17 protein-coding genes and 1 tRNA gene are annotated in these 17,801 nt (G+C 49.2%); 9 read left to right on the top strand and 9 right to left on the bottom strand.

All coding sequences use genetic code 11. The features are described from left to right. Nucleotides 1-10: 10 nt before the first annotated feature. The 3 genes from murJ to nfo are packed head-to-tail and all read left to right on the top strand — an operon-like array spanning nucleotide 11 to nucleotide 3,298. A complete protein-coding gene (gene murJ / locus WC959_10395) occupies nucleotides 11-1,594 on the top strand; it encodes a murein biosynthesis integral membrane protein MurJ (protein ID MFA5689539.1) in 1,584 nt (527 codons plus the stop codon). Beyond that, entirely contained in the window at nucleotides 1,591-2,439 is an 849-nt protein-coding gene (locus WC959_10400) for an alpha/beta hydrolase fold domain-containing protein (GenBank protein ID MFA5689540.1), read from the top strand. Before murJ ends, WC959_10400 begins: the two co-directional genes overlap by 4 nt. Before the next feature lie 16 nt (nucleotides 2,440-2,455). Continuing rightward, complete coding sequence (nfo, locus tag WC959_10405) at nucleotides 2,456-3,298, top strand: deoxyribonuclease IV (GenBank protein MFA5689541.1); 843 nt, start codon at nucleotides 2,456-2,458, stop codon at nucleotides 3,296-3,298. A 170-nt stretch (nucleotides 3,299-3,468) separates the two neighbouring features. Here nfo and WC959_10410 read toward each other — a convergent pair. Continuing rightward, nucleotides 3,469-4,244, bottom strand: a protein-coding gene (locus WC959_10410) for an IS5 family transposase (GenBank protein MFA5689542.1) whose coding sequence is annotated in 2 segments (ribosomal slippage) — nucleotides 3,469-3,860 and nucleotides 3,860-4,244 — 777 coding nt in all. Because the reading frame shifts where the segments join, the coding sequence is not laid out codon by codon here. 78 nt (nucleotides 4,245-4,322) lie between these two features. On the opposite strand from WC959_10410, the gene WC959_10415 reads away from it, so the two are divergent. Next, nucleotides 4,323-4,736, top strand: coding sequence for a hypothetical protein (locus WC959_10415; protein MFA5689543.1), 414 nt, complete (start codon nucleotides 4,323-4,325; stop codon nucleotides 4,734-4,736). 56 nt (nucleotides 4,737-4,792) lie between these two features. Here the strand turns inward: WC959_10415 and WC959_10420 are convergent, their stop codons facing one another. Beyond that, nucleotides 4,793-5,104, bottom strand: coding sequence for a hypothetical protein (locus tag WC959_10420; GenBank protein ID MFA5689544.1), 312 nt, complete (start codon nucleotides 5,102-5,104; stop codon nucleotides 4,793-4,795). 540 nt (nucleotides 5,105-5,644) lie between these two features. Here WC959_10420 and WC959_10425 point away from each other — a divergent pair. Continuing rightward, nucleotides 5,645-6,010, top strand: a complete 366-nt coding sequence (locus tag WC959_10425) for a hypothetical protein (GenBank protein ID MFA5689545.1) — start codon at nucleotides 5,645-5,647, stop codon at nucleotides 6,008-6,010. A gap of 185 nt (nucleotides 6,011-6,195) precedes the next feature. On the opposite strand, the gene WC959_10430 is transcribed toward WC959_10425, so the two are convergent. The 7 genes from WC959_10430 to WC959_10460 form a co-directional block, all read right to left on the bottom strand. Next, nucleotides 6,196-7,245, bottom strand: a complete 1,050-nt coding sequence (locus WC959_10430) for a hypothetical protein (GenBank protein ID MFA5689546.1) — start codon at nucleotides 7,243-7,245, stop codon at nucleotides 6,196-6,198. Nucleotides 7,246-7,340: 95 nt separating this feature from the next. Continuing rightward, nucleotides 7,341-8,759, bottom strand: coding sequence for a hypothetical protein (locus WC959_10435; GenBank protein MFA5689547.1), 1,419 nt, complete (start codon nucleotides 8,757-8,759; stop codon nucleotides 7,341-7,343). A 45-nt stretch (nucleotides 8,760-8,804) separates the two neighbouring features. After that, entirely contained in the window at nucleotides 8,805-9,404 is a 600-nt protein-coding gene (locus tag WC959_10440) for a penicillin-binding protein activator LpoB (protein ID MFA5689548.1), read from the bottom strand. Between the two features lie 403 nt (nucleotides 9,405-9,807). Then, complete coding sequence (locus WC959_10445) at nucleotides 9,808-11,145, bottom strand: ATP cone domain-containing protein (GenBank protein MFA5689549.1); 1,338 nt, start codon at nucleotides 11,143-11,145, stop codon at nucleotides 9,808-9,810. Between the two features lie 65 nt (nucleotides 11,146-11,210). Then, complete coding sequence (gene rpoD, locus WC959_10450; protein MFA5689550.1) at nucleotides 11,211-13,202, bottom strand: RNA polymerase sigma factor RpoD; 1,992 nt, start codon at nucleotides 13,200-13,202, stop codon at nucleotides 11,211-11,213. Nucleotides 13,203-13,368: 166 nt separating this feature from the next. Then, nucleotides 13,369-13,443 (bottom strand) — tRNA-Pro (locus WC959_10455). A gap of 98 nt (nucleotides 13,444-13,541) precedes the next feature. Further along, nucleotides 13,542-14,201: a DUF2490 domain-containing protein gene (locus WC959_10460; GenBank protein MFA5689551.1), complete on the bottom strand. Its 660-nt coding sequence runs from the start codon at nucleotides 14,199-14,201 to the stop codon at nucleotides 13,542-13,544. A 141-nt stretch (nucleotides 14,202-14,342) separates the two neighbouring features. Here WC959_10460 and mscL point away from each other — a divergent pair, with 141 nt between their 5' ends. From mscL to WC959_10480, 4 genes are all read left to right on the top strand, one after another. After that, nucleotides 14,343-14,744 carry a large-conductance mechanosensitive channel protein MscL gene (mscL, locus tag WC959_10465; protein MFA5689552.1) on the top strand — a complete coding sequence of 134 codons (402 nt, stop codon included), beginning with the start codon at nucleotides 14,343-14,345 and terminating at the stop codon, nucleotides 14,742-14,744. A 92-nt stretch (nucleotides 14,745-14,836) separates the two neighbouring features. Further along, nucleotides 14,837-16,123: a hypothetical protein gene (locus WC959_10470; GenBank protein MFA5689553.1), complete on the top strand. Its 1,287-nt coding sequence runs from the start codon at nucleotides 14,837-14,839 to the stop codon at nucleotides 16,121-16,123. Continuing rightward, nucleotides 16,123-16,761, top strand: coding sequence for a glycerol-3-phosphate 1-O-acyltransferase PlsY (gene plsY, locus WC959_10475; protein ID MFA5689554.1), 639 nt, complete (start codon nucleotides 16,123-16,125; stop codon nucleotides 16,759-16,761). The genes WC959_10470 and plsY overlap by 1 nt, the downstream gene beginning before the upstream one ends. Then, a complete protein-coding gene (locus tag WC959_10480) occupies nucleotides 16,758-17,729 on the top strand; it encodes an NAD(P)H-dependent glycerol-3-phosphate dehydrogenase (protein MFA5689555.1) in 972 nt (323 codons plus the stop codon). The genes plsY and WC959_10480 overlap by 4 nt, the downstream gene beginning before the upstream one ends. Nucleotides 17,730-17,801: the final 72 nt, after the last annotated feature.

Consider the following 17,801-nt stretch of genomic DNA (forward strand, 5'->3'; position numbering starts at 1 on the left):
CGAAAAACAAATGAATAAAAATCGGCAATCGGTAATCGGCAATCATAAATTCTCAGTCCTTCGTTCTGCCGGAATCGTTAGCGGCTGCACCGTGTTCAGCCGTTTTCTTGGACTGATCCGCGACATTTTAATGGCCGGCGCATTTGGTACATCGCTCGTCATGTCCGCCTTTGTTGTGGCCTTCACGGTACCGAATCTGTTCCGGCGCCTGTTTGGTGAGGGGGCGCTGTCTGCCGCATTTGTACCGGTGCTGGTTGAAACGCGTGAGAAAGAGGGTGATGCCGCAGCCTGGAAATTCGTTAATCGCGTCCTCTCGCTGCTGTTCACCGTTCTAACAATAATGACGCTCATCATTATCGTTGCGGTTGCGTTCATTCCCGCCGCGAGCGAAAAAACCGGCGCTGTATTCAGTCTGTTGCAAATCATGATGCCCTATATGATTTTCATCTGTCTGGCCGCCGTATCCATGGGCATCCTCAATTCGTTTCACCACTTTGCCGTACCGGCGTTCGCGCCGGGAATTCTCAATATCCTCTGGATCGGCGCACTGATTTTTTGCGTACCGTTTTTTGGAAAAACGCCGGAAGAAAAAATCCGGTTCGTTGCATGGGCCGTCCTGCTCGCCGGAGTTTTGCAATGGGCAGTTCAGTGGCCGGTGTTACGGCGCTTCGGCTGGTCACCGGAGTTCACGGCGCAATGGAATACGCCGCGCATTCGTCGCATGCTGCTGCTCATGGGACCGGCGGCGGTCGGCATGGCCGTTACGCAGGTTAATGTTATGGTTGATCGACTGCTCGCGCTGTGGATCGGGCAGGGCGCGCCGGCAGCGCTTTTCTACAGCGAACGCCTCGTCTATTTCCCGCTCGGCATCATCGCTACCGCACTCGGCACCGTCCTGCTGCCGGTCTTTTCGAAACACGCCGCCCGCGCCGACCATTCACAAATTCTGGCCGGAATCAGCGACGGACTGCGCCATCTGCTTTTTATCATGACGCCCGCCGCCGCCGGACTTTTAATCATGGCGTTTCCCATTGTTCGAATGATCTTCGAGTGGCAGGCGTTCGACTCAGCCTCAACCTGGATGACCGCTGCTGCCCTCATCTGCTATGCGCCGGGACTGGTTGTCTTCAGCCTCGCAAAAGTATTTGTACCGGCATTTTATGCACTGAAAGACACTAAAACACCGGTGCGCATCGGTGCCGGCGCAGTACTGTTGAACCTGATTCTAAATCTGATTTTCATCTTTACCCTGCCGCAAAACATCAAACACGCCGGAATCGCCGCTGCCACCGTTATCGCCGAAGCCGCGAACATTTTCTGTTTAGCATTTATTTTACAGCGCCGCATCGGCGCGCCCGACTGGCGGCGTATCATTGCAACCGCGTGGCGCTCACTCACAGCGGCAGTTCTCATGAGTGCTGTTTGCATCCTCGTTTATAACCTGCTGCCGCACGGCAGTAAACCGGCACAAATCATCTCCGTACTGCTCAGCATCGGTGCCGGCGCCGGAATGTACTTTACCGTCGGAATTTTATTCCGTATGGAAGAAATCAGAGAATTTTTAAGAGTGTTTAACAAAAGGAATAACTCATGAAAAAAACAGGCATCTCATTAATCGCATGCGTCTCATTTCTCTCATTCATCTCTGCATGCAGCAATGAAAAGGAACGAAATCCAGATCGTTCACAGCCTGACGAAATCGTCACCTATAAAACAATTGGCGATACCGAACTCACCCTGCATTTTTTCTATCCGGAAAAACATAAAACCTTTGCCAAAAAACCGGCGATCGTCTTTTTCTTCGGCGGCGGATGGATTAACGGTGCCCCCGGGCAGTTTTTCGGACAAAGCCGCGCGCTCGCTGAACTCGGCATGGTCGCCATTAATGCCGACTACCGCGTTGAAAAACGTCACGGTACATCGCCGTCCGAATGTGTTAAAGACGGGAAATCCGCTCTGCGCTGGGTTCGCAAAAATGCCGGCAATTTTGGTATCGACCCGAACCGCATTGCCGCCGGCGGCGGTTCTGCCGGCGGACATATTGCCGCCGCCACTGCGCTCGTTGAAGGCTTCAATGAAGAGGGCGAAGATATATCCGTGGACTGCCGCCCGAACGCGCTGGTTCTCTTCAATCCCGTTTTTGACAACAGCGCAGCAGGCTACGGTTACGATCGCGTTAAAAAGTACTGGCAGGAATTTTCGCCGATGCACAACATAAAACCCGGTGCGCCGCCGACACTCGTCATGCTCGGAACGCAGGATAAATTGATCCCTGTGGCTACCGCCGAAAAATACAAAGCGTTAATGGAATCTGCCGGCGCGCGTTGCGACCTTAAACTCTATGAAGATCAGCCGCATGGCTTTTTCAATAAGATTAAATACGATGAAACTCTTGCCGATACGATTGAGTTTTTAAAATCGCTCGGGTATATAAAGTAAACGACAATCTTTAACTATGAAAACAATCGGTCCACATGTGAGTGCCGGCGGCGGTGTAGCAAATGCGCCGTTGAATGCGGTTGCCGTTGGTGCAAACGCGTTCGCCTTTTTTACGAAAAATCAGCGCCAGTGGCACGCCGCACCGCTGTCTGCAGAACATATTGCCGCCTTCAAAAAAAACTGTATCGAACATGGATTTACACCGGCACAGATTCTGCCGCACAACAGTTATCTGATTAACCTCGGGCATCCTGAAGAAGACGGACTTAACAAATCGCGCACGGCGTTTATCGATGAAATGCAGCGCTGCGAACAGCTGGGGCTCGACCGGTTGAATTTTCATCCCGGCAGCCATCTGAATAAAATTTCTGAACAGGAATGTCTGGCGCGCATTGCCGAATCCATCAATATTGCGCTTGCGAAGACCAAAGGGGTTACGGCTGTCATTGAAAACACCGCCGGACAAGGTTCAAATATGGGTTATACGTTTGAACAGCTGGCCGGAATTATTGAACAGGTGAACGACAAAAACCGCGTCGGTGTTTGCATCGACACCTGTCATGCATTTGCCGCCGGTTATGACCTGCGCACAAAAAAAACCTTTCATGCGGTGTTCGACGAACTGGAAAAAACCGTCGGCCTGAACTATCTATGCGGCATGCATCTGAACGACACAAAAAAAGATATCGGCAGTAAAGTTGACCGGCACGAACTGCTCGGTCAGGGCGCATTAGGCATAGAATGTTTTAAACTCATCATGCAGGACGACCGCTTTGAAGGTGTGCCGCTTATTATGGAAACACCGGACCCGGAACGCTGGCCGGAAGAAATAAAACTGCTGCGCAGTTTTGAAAAATAAATAAGTTAAGGTGCCGAAGGAATCCAGCGATAAAATGTTCCGGGAAAAAACTTATTGTAAAACCAGTGGCAGAGAAAAATCATCGCCGTTTTTTTGAATTGTATTAGTCACGATCCGATCTGACAGTCAACTCTGTCAGGATCGCGATTTTATCAAGCTAGAGCGTGTCGTCACGAAACTTTTAGCCAGAGCGCCAGACACCGGATATGAACTGCGGCGAGGAATGATGAGAGATGTTTGGCATATCGTGTCGCGATGCCGCGCCATTGCTTGAGATGGGCAAAAGCATTTTCCACCAGATGCCGCAACTTGTACAACGCCTCATCATAGAGGCGCTGTTCTTTATGATGTTTCCGCGGCGGGATCACCGGAACGATGAATGCGTCCCGGGCTTGTTGTATGAGCGCATCCGTGTCATAGCCGCGATCGGCCAGCAGATACTGCGCATTAATCCCTTCAATCAACCGGCCTGCATGAGTACAATCCGCTTCGGTACCGCTTGTAACAAACACTCGGACCGGCATACCATGCGCATCCACGGCCACATGTATCTTGGAGTTTCGCCCCCTTTGGTGAGCCCGATGCCCTGATTACCGCCTTTGGCTCCCGCACCGTGCTGATGAACTTTCACGTGACTGGCATCAATCATCAGCCATTCATAATCCGGCTCAACCACCAACATCTCCAGCAGTTTTTCCCATAACCCTTTATCACGCCAGCGGCAGAATCGGCGATGAGTATTCTTCCAGTCGCCGTAATCCGGCGGCAGATCCCGCCACGGCGCACCCGTGCGCAAAATCCAGAAAACAGCATTGATAAATCGCCGGTTATCGCGGGCTTTACCGCCCCAGCTGCCGGCTCTGCCGGGTAGTAACGGTTCAAGCAGACTCCAGGTTTTATCTGAAATGTCGTGCCGCCGATGGGAAGGAAGAGAGTCTTGTTTCATGCATCGGTTTTATTGAAATCATTTTCCTGTGTCAATCATATCCTGTGACGACACGCTCTAGGGAATGAAATATTAGATGTGCAGCAGATGTTATTTGAAAAAAAAGGCACAATCCCAATGTTTGGCAATAAAAACACCCCTCAAGAAACAGAGAATCCTTATGTGAAAAGTTCAATTTATAATAAACGAGATTTGGTAACTGACTTCGTATTACCAAATGGATGTTTAACAATGGAGCTTATGATTTCAGCAGGAGGGTGGAATTGCGAGTTTTGGGCAAGGAGCGGGTCGATAAATGATATTTTTGATGTAGTAGCAAAAGAATTATCGACGATCTGGTCAGAAGTCCGAGAAACTGAAAGAAAAAAAGGCAGAGGCATGCTATATGCGATAAGGCGATTCGATCTCGCCACCGAGAAAGAAACAATAGCTAACTTTCTTATCAATTGTATTGAATCCATTATGACGACGGTCAATGCGACCTTGAAATAGAATTGTGAACGAACAGCGCGAAAGGATCTCTTTCGCGCCGGTTTTCTTTTTACCGATTATATTTCCTGCAAATTGAGTTCGAGGCGCTGTTTTACGGAATCGAATGTTGCACCGTCAACGGAGGCTACTTTATAGCCTTTTTTCATTAAGCGGCGGATATACATCCGGTTGTAACAAAATGCAGCGACGGTGTTGGTTGCTGTCAGAAACATTAAAAACAGCAGCGTGATCACCAGCATGCCAGCAAAATCTTTCCGGAACAGACAGACAAACGGTCCCCAGAAAATCATGGTCCATGAAAATCCGGCAGGAGCTCTGCGGGTGGTTCCGATTTCCGGATGTTTAAAATGAATTACTGCATACGCCATACCAATCTCCTTTTGTTAATGGTTGGCTCACATTCTGCCTGTTCCAGTCGGACATACAGCGTCTGGCGGAAATTTTGTGACTTAAGAAATGATTGCCACAAAAAGACATCAAATTCACAAAAACAAATCAGACTCTGAAACCAGAAAAATCCTGTTTCTCTTGTCTAAAAAATAAACCGCAGATAACACAGATATAGACAGATGATTTTTGAACAAGAATCGAAAGGCACCAAAATGAATAATCATGGCGACTTGGCGGTTAAACGCAAATTTTAATACTAAAGCATCAAGAATTTTTTGACGGGATTAACGGGATTCACAAGATAAGAAAACAAAACATCCTACTAATCCTGTTTATCCTGTCTAAAAAATAAACCGCGGATAACGCAGATATAAACAGATATTTAAAGTCTTCATTTTCGTGTCATTCGTGTGCTTCGTGGGTGATTCCCATTTTATTGTGCCTAAAAAATTCAATGTAAGACGCTGTATGTCCGGGATACGGGTTTATTCTTATGAGAAAACTAAGGATGTGATTTGATGTCTACTTTTGACGATACAATAGAAAATTTTCCCGCGCCGCCGTTTGAGTCGCTCGACCGTGCAGTGCCGCTTTGTTCAATGGATGCGTTAAAAAAACACGGTTTGCTGGAGCTGGATTATATTCAGGAACGGCTGCCGGAAATTATTTCCGGCAGGCAATATATTTATCTCCAGCAGGAACCGGAATGGCTGGTCGTGATCCTTCGGTTTGTGCGCCGGCGTTATATACGTGATGGTGAGTGGATTATTGATGACCATTGGAAGATCGATGATTTGCGTGATGCCGCCGGAAGTTTTGCCAGAATTAATCGGAATAAACTTAGAAATGCCTGCGCAAAGCGGCAAATTCCAAAAAATAAATAATCAGTGCAAAAAACGCGTGGTGCGCAAGGAACTGCATGCCCCACCTTTTTTTCTTCGCGGCTTTGCGTGGAAATTTATTTTGCCAGGAGAATTTTATCCGCAGATTACGTAGATAAAAACCGCTCAATCAACAATCTAAAATCATCGATCGGCAATGTCGTCATCCTGTTATCCGGTCAAAAACTCTACATTCCGGTGCGGCGGCGGAAATATGAATCGAGTTCACGGGGCAGGGTTTCGCGAATTTCGAGCGCGAGTGTACGGTCGACGCGGGCGCGGGCTTCTGCGAGTGTGATGTGTCCTTCGCGCGATGTTTTATCGATGACAAATCCACTGCCGGAATTTGTTTTTATTTCCACATGCAGTTTCCACCGCATAAAAACAAGGCTGTTATGTTTTAGATCGGTGTCTTCAACGATGGCACTGCCTAAAATCCGGAACACGGGCGAATTTATATTTTCTGAAAACCCGTACGAAGAGAGCACGCTGCGAATGGCGTCGCGCACACCGGCGTTGTTGAGTTCAACGGAATAAAAAATGGATTTTGCAGCGCCGGCGATAGCATTGCGCAGCGCCGGGATTTCATAAGAAAGCTGAATGCTTTGCCGTGCCGCCGGTAAAATGATTTGCAGCTGCCGGAGCAGGAGTTCGTTTTCTTCGGCTTTTTCTCCGGCGGTGCGTAAACAGGCGTAACGTTTTACGGGATCGGCAGTAATTTCTCCGGCGCTGATGAGCTGCTGAATTTCACTGTCGATGCCGGAAATTTTCTGCCGGTAAATTCCGGCGGTTTCGGCGCGCGGCAGAATGGCAACGGTGTAAACACGGCCGCGCGAGTCGGTGAATGTTTCGCCGTAACGGACATTGAGCAGAGTCTGAGCGGAGTCAATTGTTATATCGGAACGCAGTTGTGCGGTGCGGTCGATACCGCCGGAGTTTTCGGTGATATTTTCAGCAAGTGTTTCAGTGGAACGGATTTGTGATTCAAAAATGCGTGATAAACCGGCGCCGGCATTATTTTCGGCGACGCGGCGCGTGTCGCCGGAACCGACAGCAACCAGATATTTGTCCGGCGGATATATTTCTGCCGGCGCCGTGATCCAGCGCGGTGCAGGTTCTGTTTTAGATGAACAGGAAATTAAAACAAGGATTAACCACAGAGAGCACAGAGTCCGCAGAAAAACATAACCGCGGGTTGAGCAGATATAAGCGAATTTTGAATGACCCTCGAATTGCACGAATACACACGAATCCGGTTTATTTTTATTCGTGAAGATCCGTCTAATTCGTGGGAGTTTTTTTTTGAGTGTCACTTGCGCCTTCTGCGGTTAAATTAATTCAAATAAACTGATTCAATGAAGTTGAGTCCGTCACGCCGGATTTCAACACCGTTGCGCCGGTCGGTGTAAAGCAGATTACCGTTTGCACCGTAATATACAACGTCGATTTGATACAGCCCCGGCGGCAGTTCAATCTCGGCGATGTGGGCTTCTGCCGGAAAAAACCGCGAGATGCGTAAGTCGGCATTCTCAGTAACTCCAACTGCTACGCCGGCGAGCAGTCCGGCGATGAGTCCATGCGATTCTCCCCAGTGGTTTTCAACCACGTTCTGCGCCTGTGCCGCACCGATACCTTTGACAACGGTGCGCGTGACGGTTTTCAAATAGATCACCGGTTTTTGCACCGCAAATGTTTCGGCGGCGACGTTTTCGAGACTTTCGATGCGCTGCATCTGCCATCCATTTTTGCCGTTAATGTTTATAACAATGCGCCGGACATTGCTGCCGTGTTTATAAATGTACGGCAGTTGAAATTTGAACGTGTAACCCGGTTCAATGCCCGGCCAGTGGAGTGATGCAAAACCGGCGAGATTTTTGCCGTAGTCACTGTCTTCAAGCCCGGCGATAAAAATTTGATCTGCCTGTGTATGGATGTAGAGTGTGTTGGCGCGTTTTTCCGGCGCCTGTCCGGTGAAACTTAGAAAGGACACTTTAACGTTGCCGCCTGCCGCCGGCGTTAATGCGCTGGAAAACTCCGGCGCGCTGAAATTATAGACAGCCGGCTGCAGCGCCCACGCCGCGCGGATTTTTTCAATATCGATACGCGCATCATCCCACCGGTTTTCGGCACGATACAGCAGCAGGCTTAGCCAGCGTCCGAACGCCGAATTTTGAAAATGATTTTTTGCCGGCGCGAATTCTTTGTCTGTTTCGCAGGCGGTATTATATTTCTGCGCGATTTTCCAGTGCCGGTCTTCGAGAATTTTCAGTTTCTCGTCGATGCGCCGGATTTCAATGAATGCGTTATCAGCCTGGTCAAGTGCAATATAATTGAGTGCTTTGAATCCATTGATGTAAACATCTTCGTAATCGGTGCCGCGATAGGTCTGCGCGTTATCATTCAGTAAAAGTGTCGCCGCGCCGCGCGAAATGCTGACGGTGAATGCCTCTTCAATCAGCCGTTCTGCTTCTTCGAGCGATGCATTGCTTTTTTCATATTCCCCCATGTAGTGCTGCAGCAGGCCGAGATCGAGCAGATAGAGGACGCGGTCTTTTGAACGGTAGTGTGTGTGCTGACTGCGTTGAATCTGCGCCGCCGCGGCGGAGAAATCACCCTCTTCCAGCATCCGTCCAACGCTGGAATATTGTCCGCGCGAAGTCCACAACGTTCCGCAGCCGGAGGAAATAAAAATTAAAAATATAATTTTAGACAGGATGAACAGGATTGCCTGAATCTGTTTTATCCTGCTCATCCGGTCAAAAAATCCATGGGTTCAATGTATTTCGCAAGTAAAATTTTAAGCGCCGAATCTGGCGCGCTTGACGGTTTTCTTGATTTTTTTCGTGCCGATCCAGACTTTTTCATTGCTCTCGATGTTCACGATTTCAAGATCGACCTGATAAAATTTCACCTGATTGCGGCCTTCGGTATCGAGTTGCGTTTTGATGCTGCCGTTCAGCATAAAATCAGCACCGGTTTCGGCGGCGAGACGTTTTGCCGTTTCTTCAGTAGCGAACTGCTGCTGTTCAAGCCGTTCCTGCCGCAATTCGCCGCGCTCGACCGACGCTGCAACAAATTTTACTTTGCCGCTGTTCACCAGTTCGCGTTCGACGTCTTTGATAAATACGCCGGTTTCCAGATGCTCAGCACTGAGGTTGCGTATGGTGCCGACGATGACCACCGGCTTACGGCCTTTTGCAGCAGTGAAAGCAGACGCCCACGAATGTGCAAAAACTTCAGCGATCATCTGTTCAGCGACAAGACGCGAATCCGTATCGTTCCAGCGTCCGCTCAAATCAATTGTTTCATCCACACCGACGCGGCTTACTTTCGTTGCACATCCGGCAAGCAGAAGCACGCAAAGAAAAACTCTGATCATACGAAATCCGTTATTCATAATATAACCTCCTGAAGTTCTGCGCACAGTTTACAGAAAAATGAAATGTATCGCTATGGAAAACACAAAAATATACAAAAACGAATCGCGAAATAGTTTTAACTGCAAGCGTACGCTCATTTAAGTATAAGAAAAAACTGGAAGAATAGCATAAAAAGCGGCTTGGAATGAGCGACTGCAGACTACCTCTTTCTTCCACATTGGAAATCAACAAAAAACTCCGCTATTCTCACCGGAACGTTTTATAACTCAAACCTGTCGAAAAAAATTCCACGCGCAGATACTTATTTTTCCGCTTCGGAACTTCTTCCGTAATCACCTCAAACCGATACATAGATGCTTGCTGTTTTTTATCAGACAAAGTCAGCAGGAGTACGCCTTCTTTTAAAGCATAAAAGTGGAACTAATATTTGTATTCGCTGCCGCCGATAAATTCACGGAAAAGCGATTTGCCGGGAACGGCAGAATCATTCGTCCAGGCGGTGAGCGGACTGAGGAGTTCGAATACACGGCGCGCGCGGATATAGGCGTCCTGTCGCGCCGGATTATTTTTAAACTGTTCCATCGCTGCCGGGAAATAGTTAAAAAGTTTGTGTTTCAGCACCGGGATTTCGTACGGCATGGCACTGTTCACCAGAAAGTCGACCGACGCATTATACGGAATAATATATTGCAGTTCACTTTTGCGCACATAATGCCAGTGCGTAATTGTGTCTTCCGGTTTATGGCCGCGGTGCCAGCTGTCGCGAATCATGCGACGCATTAACCGGTGATCCGCCCAGCGCATAAATTCGCCGGAATCACTGCGCAGCTGTCCAAGTGTTTCGATGTAGAGTTTAAACTTATTTTCCGGCGGTACGCTGCGCGTCATATCAGCATGAAGCCCGTGCAGGCTGTCGATAAGCAGAATTTCGTGCGGTGCAAGCACAAGTTCATGAACGCCCGGCGTACGCCGTCCGGTGTGGAAATTATAATCCGGCGCACGAATGGTTTCGCCGTTTAAAAGCTGTTCAAGATGCCGGTTGATTAATTCGAGATCGAGCGCCTGCGGCGTTTCATAATCGTAGTCGCCGAATTCATCTTTCGGATGTTCCATAAGATTAAAAAAATAGTGATCCATGTTAATCGCTTTGAGCGAACAGCCTTCGCGCTGCAGCGTTTCCATCATTTTAATCGTCGTGGTGGTTTTGCCGGATGATGACGGCCCGGCAACGATGATCACGCGTATATTACCGGTTTTTGAAAGTACATTTTCAGCGGCAGCACGGCATTCGGCGGCATACCGTTCTTCGCACGCATGAACAAGCGCTGAAAAATTCCCACTGGCAATAATCCGGTTTAAACCGTCCACCGATTCGCAGCCGTGATCTAGATTCCACCGCAGCACATCGTAGATTTTTTTATATGGAACGTTGTTGAACGTTGAGAGCGCAAGATCAGTGCGGCTTTCACGCAGCTGCGCGCGCCGGTTGCGGTACGAAATATATGCGCGCGCTGTTTCGGCGTGTCCCTCTTCAATCAGTACCGTTTCAACAAGGTCCTGAATATCCTCCACTGTCGACGGCTCGGTGCCGTACATTTGGACGAGCCGGCGCTCGACAATTCCGGCGAGCTGTTCCGCGATTAAACGGTCACGGCCGCCGATGGAGGCGACCGCTTTAAAAATGGCCGTAGCAATACGGTCGCGATCATACAAAACGCGTGTTCCGTCGCGTTTAATGATCGTGTCAGGCGCCATCATAAAATTATTCCATAATGGTAGGGCGCGTTCGATGAGCGCGCTGCGGACGGATCATCGATCCGTCCCTACCGTCCCTGCTCTATAAATCCTTCGAGTTTGCGGATGCGGGTCGGGTGGCGCATTTTACGCAATGCTTTTGCTTCGATCTGGCGAATGCGTTCGCGCGTGACATTAAACCGGCGCCCAACTTCTTCGAGCGTGCGCGGATAACCATCGGCCAGACCAAAGCGCAGCGTAAGCACTTCCTGCTCGCGTTCCGTGAGCGTTTCAAGGACATCCCCGATTTTTTCGCGCAGCAGACTGAACGCCGTCATTTCCGACGGATTTTCGGCAGATTTATCTTCGATGAAATCCCCGAAGCTCGTGTCGTCACTGTCGCCGATCGGCGCTTGCAGTGAAATCGGCTGCTGCGCAATTTTCAGAATTGCACGTACGCGCTCCACCGGCAGTTCCATTTCATCCGCCAGTTCTTCCGGCGTGGCTTCACGACCGAATTCCTGCAGCAGCGTCTTCTGAATGCGCAGCAGTTTATTAATGGTTTCGATCATGTGCACCGGAATACGAATGGTGCGCGCCTGGTCGGCAATCGACCGGGTAATCGCCTGACGAATCCACCACGTTGCATAGGTGGAGAATTTATAACCGCGCCGGTATTCAAATTTTTCTACCGCTTTCATCAAGCCCATATTGCCTTCCTGAATCAGGTCAAGAAATGACAGTCCGCGGTTAGTATATTTTTTTGCAATACTTATGACGAGCCGCAGGTTTGCTTCAATCATTTCCGTTTTCGCCTGCAGTCCTTTACGCAGCCAGGTACGCAATTGCAAATGGTGTTCAAGGAACGGCTCAATTTCCATGTGCAGAATGGATTCCAGCTCTTTCAGACGTTTCTGAACTTTCTTCAGATCATCCCCGGCGGATTTCGCACGGCTCTTTTTCAGGCGGGTAATTTCCGCCAGCAATTCTTTGATTTCTTTATGATATGGATCGACCTGCGGCACGATGTCTTCGATCGCTTTCTGCTTAAATTGCAATTGCACAAAATATTCAGAAAGACGTTTTTGTGCATTGTTATAATGCTTGTCCGCCTTTTCCCGGATTTTTTTGTTCTTCGCCTTTATAGATTCGTGAAAATATTTTTCCGCCAGGCCTTTGTTGCAGTGGATGTTCTGCAGAATTTTCGGCAGTGCGGCAAAATAATCTTCACGGCAGGTTACTTCTTTATCGCTGATAATGCGGTCGAAACGCAGTTTGCCTTCTTCAATTCTGGTGATCACACTCAGATACGCGTCCGTCGCACAGCCGACACGGTTGAACAGGCGCGTCGTATGCAATTCCGCCTCTTCAATACGTTTCGAAATTTCGACTTCCTGTTCGCGCGTCAGCAGCGGAACCTGCCCCATCTGCTTAAGATACATTCGTACCGGATCGTCCAGCACGTCGCTGCGCGCGCTCTGTTTCTCGCGTTCTTCTTTCTCCAGGCGCTGTTTATATTCTTCCACCTGATCGGCGCGAATCACGTCGATTTCCATGCTCTTCAGCAGCGCGGTAACCTTTTCAACATCGTCCGGCGACACAAGATCTTCCGGCAGTGCTTCGTCAATATCCTCGTTCGTCAGAAAACCGTGTTCCGACGCCAGTGCAATCAGTTCTTTGATTTTTTCGTTACGCTCTTCGCGCTGCATCACGGAACCGGGCTCAAGAATTTCCGGCGGGGCTTCGTGGAATTCCGAATCTTCCGGATTTTCACCGGCAAATGTCGGCGCTGTAATTCGTTCCGGAACTGATATTTTTTTGTCGGATTCTTTTTTTGCGGCGGATTTTTTTACCGGTCTGGCTGCCGGCTTCTTAACTGAAACTTTTTTCTTTGCTACCGGATTCTTTTCAACTTTCTCTACCACTGCTTTTTTTGCAGAAGATTTTTTCGCCGCTGTCGCAGGCTTTCTGGCTGCTGGTTTTGCTTTAGTTTTTACCGATTTTGCAACCTTTTTCGCCGGTTTTGCTTTCGCGGATTTCACTGCCGCCTTGGTCTTTTTCTTCATTTTTTTATCCGCCATAAAACCTCCAGTTCCGGGAGTAAGGTACAAAAATCCCATTATACACAAGAAAGCCGAGGATTAGTACGCAGAATAGACCTTGAGTCAAGTTTTATATTCAAACCGCACACTTCAGGGTATTTTGTTTTCCCGGCAGTATACGCCGGGTTGTCCGTTTTTTAGTTTATCGGAGCGACTGGATTTGAACCAGCGGCCTCTACCACCCCAAGGTAGCGCTCTAGCCAGACTGAGCTACGCCCCGGCATATAAAAACGCAACAACCTAGCACGCCCCGGCGGGACGGGTCAATGGATGAATAATCCGGACATCATTTCCGGAGATCCGGCAGATCAATTCCCCTCAAAATGAATACGTCGCACCGATGCCACAGTTCCAATGCCCGGTCCAGTTTTTTTCGCCGTCTTTGCTGTTCTGTTCATTCATCACAAACAGATCCATTGAGAGCGGTTTGGCCGGTTTGAATTCTACACCAATAGAAAAACGGTTGCGAAAAAAATTGTGCTCACAAAAGTCATACATCATTTCGTCAGCAATGTACGGCTTCACGTCCAATTTCGTGAGTCCTGTTTTCGGCAGCAGTGCAAACTTCGGGCGGACTTCGGTGCTGGAATCTTTATGTGATTCGCGTGAATCGAAATAGGCCAGCCGGAAACGCGATTTCAGCTCGAGCTCCCGGACTTTCAGCGAGTTGTTTACATCCAGCAGGTAGCCGTTGGTTGTTTTCCAGTCGCCGGCATCGTTTTTTGAACGCTGATGACGATAGATCGGAACAATATTCCAGTTTTTACTGAGCTTATACCCAGCCGAAAAGTCGGTTTCACTGTAATAAAACTCCCCGTCGCGCCAGCGAAACTGCTGCGAAACCCGTAAGGAAAATTCATCATCAATTTTCCATGAAACCGCCGGCGTAACCCAATATTGATCGTTTTCATCCGCAAACACATTCAGTACGGTGGCAGTGCTCAACACTGTTCCGGCAATCAAAAATTTATATCGCATGATCCCTCTTCCCGGTAAAAATTTCATCCAAATTTAAGGTTGTATATCATTTTTAAAGCGGTTTCACCGGAATTAAAATTCTTGTCTGTGCACCGGAATTTGTCCACGCTTCCGGCAGTCACTAAATAAAGGAGATGTATTATGACATTTTTCAAGGAGTTTAAGCAGTTCGCAATGCGCGGTAATGTAGTGGACATGGCCATCGGTGTCGTCATTGGCGGCGCATTCGGCAAGATCGTTTCGTCGCTCGTCGCAGATGTTATTATGCCGCCGCTCGGCATGGCGCTCGGCAGAGTAAATTTTGCGGAACTTGCGATAACACTTCATCCGGCAACAGAAGAGGCTGCCGCCGTTGTCATCAGCTATGGGAAATTCATTCAGGCGTGTGTCGACTTTACCATCATCGCATTTGCAATTTTCCTGATGATTAAACTGATTAATTCTATGAAGAAAAAAGAAGAGGCCGCACCGGCGGCACCGCCGGCACCGACCAACGAAGAAGTTCTGCTGACCGAAATCCGCGATATTCTGAAACAGAAATGATCCGCTATGTAACGGGTAATGTGTAAATTCCTGAGTTACACATTACCCGTTATTTATTTACTTTATCGGCCATTTCCAGTTTAATTTTGACTATGAAAAAGTTCTTATTCATCGCGCTTGCAATGCTCGTTGTCCTTATTGTTCTGAGCGTTGTCGGGCTGCAGGTTTTCCTGATGCGCGGTCTCACGCCGCTGCTGAACACCAAAATTTTTCCGGCGGTGAAGGACACATACGGACTCGAGGCATCCATTTCCGGCGCGGCGGTGAATCTGTTTAGAGGAACCGTAACCCTCGAAAACTTCGAACTCCGCAACCTCGACGGCTATACTGAACCGCATCTGCTCACGTTCGACCGTTGCCACGCTGCGATTGATCTCTTTTCGCTGTTGCGCCGTGATCCGGTTGTCATCAAAAAGATTGAAGCGCTCGGTGCAGTGCTGACAGTGGAAAAAAACGCCGGCGGAACAATCAACGTGGAGCAGCTTATCGCTGTGTTTCAACCGGAAGAAACGCCGGTGCTTGAGCCGGCGGCGATTGCGCCTGTGGTGGAAAGGCCGGCGCCAGTAGCTCCGGCAGAAGTCTCTATTGTTGAGGAGCCGCTGCCGGTGACTATTCCGTTGCATATTCAGAACATCATTGCTGAAATCCAAATCCGCGCCGTGAATTTCGTAGAGGAGGAGATCAGTTTAAATACACGCTTTACCGCAGGGAATATTTTCACCGTTCCGGCGGAAGATCAGCCCGATACACTGATTGTACTGCGCGGCGCGCTCACAAAAAATAAACAGGCTTACGTTACCGACCTCAACGCATTCGTCCAACCGCTCACTGATCCTGAAAAACCAAGCTTCAATGCCGCCGGTAGTGTCATCGATATTGATGCCGAATGGCTGGACAGCCTGCTCAAAAAGAACAGAGCTGAATGCAGCTCTTTTTCCATCAAGCCGTCCATTACCTGCCGCGCCGGGGTTCTCGACGGCTCACGCATTGAGTTTTCAATGAATGATCTCAATGTGCAAGGTGCAGAAATCGGTGCACTTACACTCAACGTACCACTTTCCGGAACAGTGCAAAACCCGGTATTTGAGTTCGGTGGCGCACTGCGGTCCGTCTTTTCCGAGCAGTCGCTCAGTATCGGCAAGACACTGCTGAAAAGCAGTCTGACGAACAATGTTAAAGAGCTGTCCGATGCGCCGGAAACTCAAAAACTAATCGAGCAAATACTTCCCGGGCAAACCGGCAACGCCGCGACCAATCGTGGTGAAGTCATCGGCGGCGCCATCGCCGAACAGCTCGAAAAAAATGTTAAAGAGCTTCAAGGCAACGAAGAAGTAAAAGACGCCATTAAAAAACTCGGTACATCCATTTTTGGGAAATAATGAGTGTTTTCTATAGTTTATTAATCCCCGTACTCTTCTCATATCTCATCGGCTCCATTCCGGTCGGGCTGCTGCTGGGGAAGACGCAGGGCAAAGATATCCGGCGGCTTGGCAGCGGGAATATCGGCGCAACGAATGTACTGCGCTGTCTCGGCAAACCGCTCGGCATCGCCTGTTTTATTCTTGATGTACTGAAAGGCTTTGTGCCGGCATTTTTTTTCTGGCGTATCGTCGGCGGAATTTCACCGGATTTCGGAATTCTATTCGGCGCGGCGGCGATCATCGGACACAACTTTCCGGTTTTCCTTAAATTTAAAGGCGGTAAAGGCGTGGCCACCAGCGCCGGCGTACTGCTCGGTGTTGCGCCGCTTGCGGTGGTCATCGGACTCGTCACCTGGATTATTGCATTCAAACTTTCCGGTTATGTTTCACTAGGCTCAATCATCGCTGCCATTGCGGTCGTCATCGCCAGCTGGGTTCATCCAAATTATACACTCGCAGTGCAAATTGCGTTAACTCTGCTCGGTGCCCTTTCCATTTGGCGTCATCGTTCAAATATTGTCCGCTTAAAAAATGGAACGGAGAATCGATTTAAAAAAGGCACAAAGGCATCGGGCACAGAGGCACAAAGTTTATGAACACGTTTGTCATTGGCAGCGGCGGCTGGGGAACAGCGCTTGGAATAGTACTTGCCGGCAACGGGCATCAGGTAAAAATCTGGGGCCCGATCGAAGAAGAAATTCAATCTATCCGCATCACCGGAGAAAATTCCATTTATCTGCCCGGCGTAAAAATTCCGCCGGCGATCCAGTGGACATCTGCCGCCGCCGGCGCTGCAACTGCTGATCTGATTGTTGTGGTTGTCCCGTCACGTTTTTTCCGTACAACGCTCGAAATTTTCAAACCGTTTCTCAAACCGGATACTGCAATCGTCAGCGCCACCAAAGGACTCGACGAAAAAACGCATCAGCGCATGAGTGAGGTTGCTCAAGAAATTCTGCACCGTGACGTCGCCGTGCTGTCCGGGCCTAGTCATGCCGAAGAGGTTGCACGCAATGTTCCGACCGCCGTTACCACTGCCGGTACGAATGCAGCACTGATTCAGAAAGCATTTTCCGGCGCGCATTTCCGTGTGTATACGTCCGACGACATGATCGGTGTTGAACTCGGCGGCGCATTGAAAAACATTATCGCCGTCGCCGCCGGAATTCTCGACGGCATGGGACTCGGCGATAATTCAAAAGCGGCGCTAATGACGCGCGGGCTCGCAGAAATTGCCCGGCTCGGGGTTGCGCTGGGCGCAAAACCGGAAACATTTTCGGGACTCAGCGGAATCGGTGATTTAATTGTCACCTGCGCCAGCCGGCACAGCCGCAACCGTTCTGTTGGCGAACGGCTGGGCCGGGGCGAAAAACTATCCGATATTATGGCCGGCATGAAACAGGTTGCCGAAGGAATATGGAACGCTGCTGCCGCGCGCGACCTTGCCAACGCACTCGGGATTGATATGCCGATCACTACCGAAGTCTGCGCTATTGTAGAAACCGGCAAAGATCCCTGTGCCGCACTCAAAGACTTAATGGCCCGTGATTTGAAGCCGGAATAACGGGCATTGCCGATTGACAGCTGATGGCTCAGATTTTTTACAATTAGATGTTTAGTTCCACAGTGTACTGGA

This window comes from Kiritimatiellales bacterium (genome assembly GCA_041656295.1).
Lineage (GTDB): Bacteria > Verrucomicrobiota > Kiritimatiellia > Kiritimatiellales > Tichowtungiaceae > Tichowtungia.

Bases quoted from the DNA above. Each gene is read 5' to 3' on its own strand.
- WC959_10470 (MFA5689553.1), top strand. From the start codon at position 14,837: ATGAAAAAGTTCTTATTCATCGCGCTTGCAATGCTCGTTGTCCTTATT.
- WC959_10440 (MFA5689548.1), bottom strand. From the start codon at position 9,404: ATGAATAACGGATTTCGTATGATCAGAGTTTTTCTTTGCGTGCTTCTG.
- WC959_10460 (MFA5689551.1), bottom strand. From the start codon at position 14,201: ATGCGATATAAATTTTTGATTGCCGGAACAGTGTTGAGCACTGCCACC.
- WC959_10425 (MFA5689545.1), top strand. From the start codon at position 5,645: ATGTCTACTTTTGACGATACAATAGAAAATTTTCCCGCGCCGCCGTTT.
- nfo (MFA5689541.1), top strand. From the start codon at position 2,456: ATGAAAACAATCGGTCCACATGTGAGTGCCGGCGGCGGTGTAGCAAAT.
- murJ (MFA5689539.1), top strand. From the start codon at position 11: ATGAATAAAAATCGGCAATCGGTAATCGGCAATCATAAATTCTCAGTC.
- plsY (MFA5689554.1), top strand. From the start codon at position 16,123: ATGAGTGTTTTCTATAGTTTATTAATCCCCGTACTCTTCTCATATCTC.
- WC959_10445 (MFA5689549.1), bottom strand. From the start codon at position 11,145: ATGATGGCGCCTGACACGATCATTAAACGCGACGGAACACGCGTTTTG.
- WC959_10435 (MFA5689547.1), bottom strand. From the start codon at position 8,759: ATGAGCAGGATAAAACAGATTCAGGCAATCCTGTTCATCCTGTCTAAA.
- WC959_10480 (MFA5689555.1), top strand. From the start codon at position 16,758: ATGAACACGTTTGTCATTGGCAGCGGCGGCTGGGGAACAGCGCTTGGA.
- WC959_10400 (MFA5689540.1), top strand. From the start codon at position 1,591: ATGAAAAAAACAGGCATCTCATTAATCGCATGCGTCTCATTTCTCTCA.
- mscL (MFA5689552.1), top strand. From the start codon at position 14,343: ATGACATTTTTCAAGGAGTTTAAGCAGTTCGCAATGCGCGGTAATGTA.
- WC959_10420 (MFA5689544.1), bottom strand. From the start codon at position 5,104: ATGGCGTATGCAGTAATTCATTTTAAACATCCGGAAATCGGAACCACC.
- rpoD (MFA5689550.1), bottom strand. From the start codon at position 13,202: ATGGCGGATAAAAAAATGAAGAAAAAGACCAAGGCGGCAGTGAAATCC.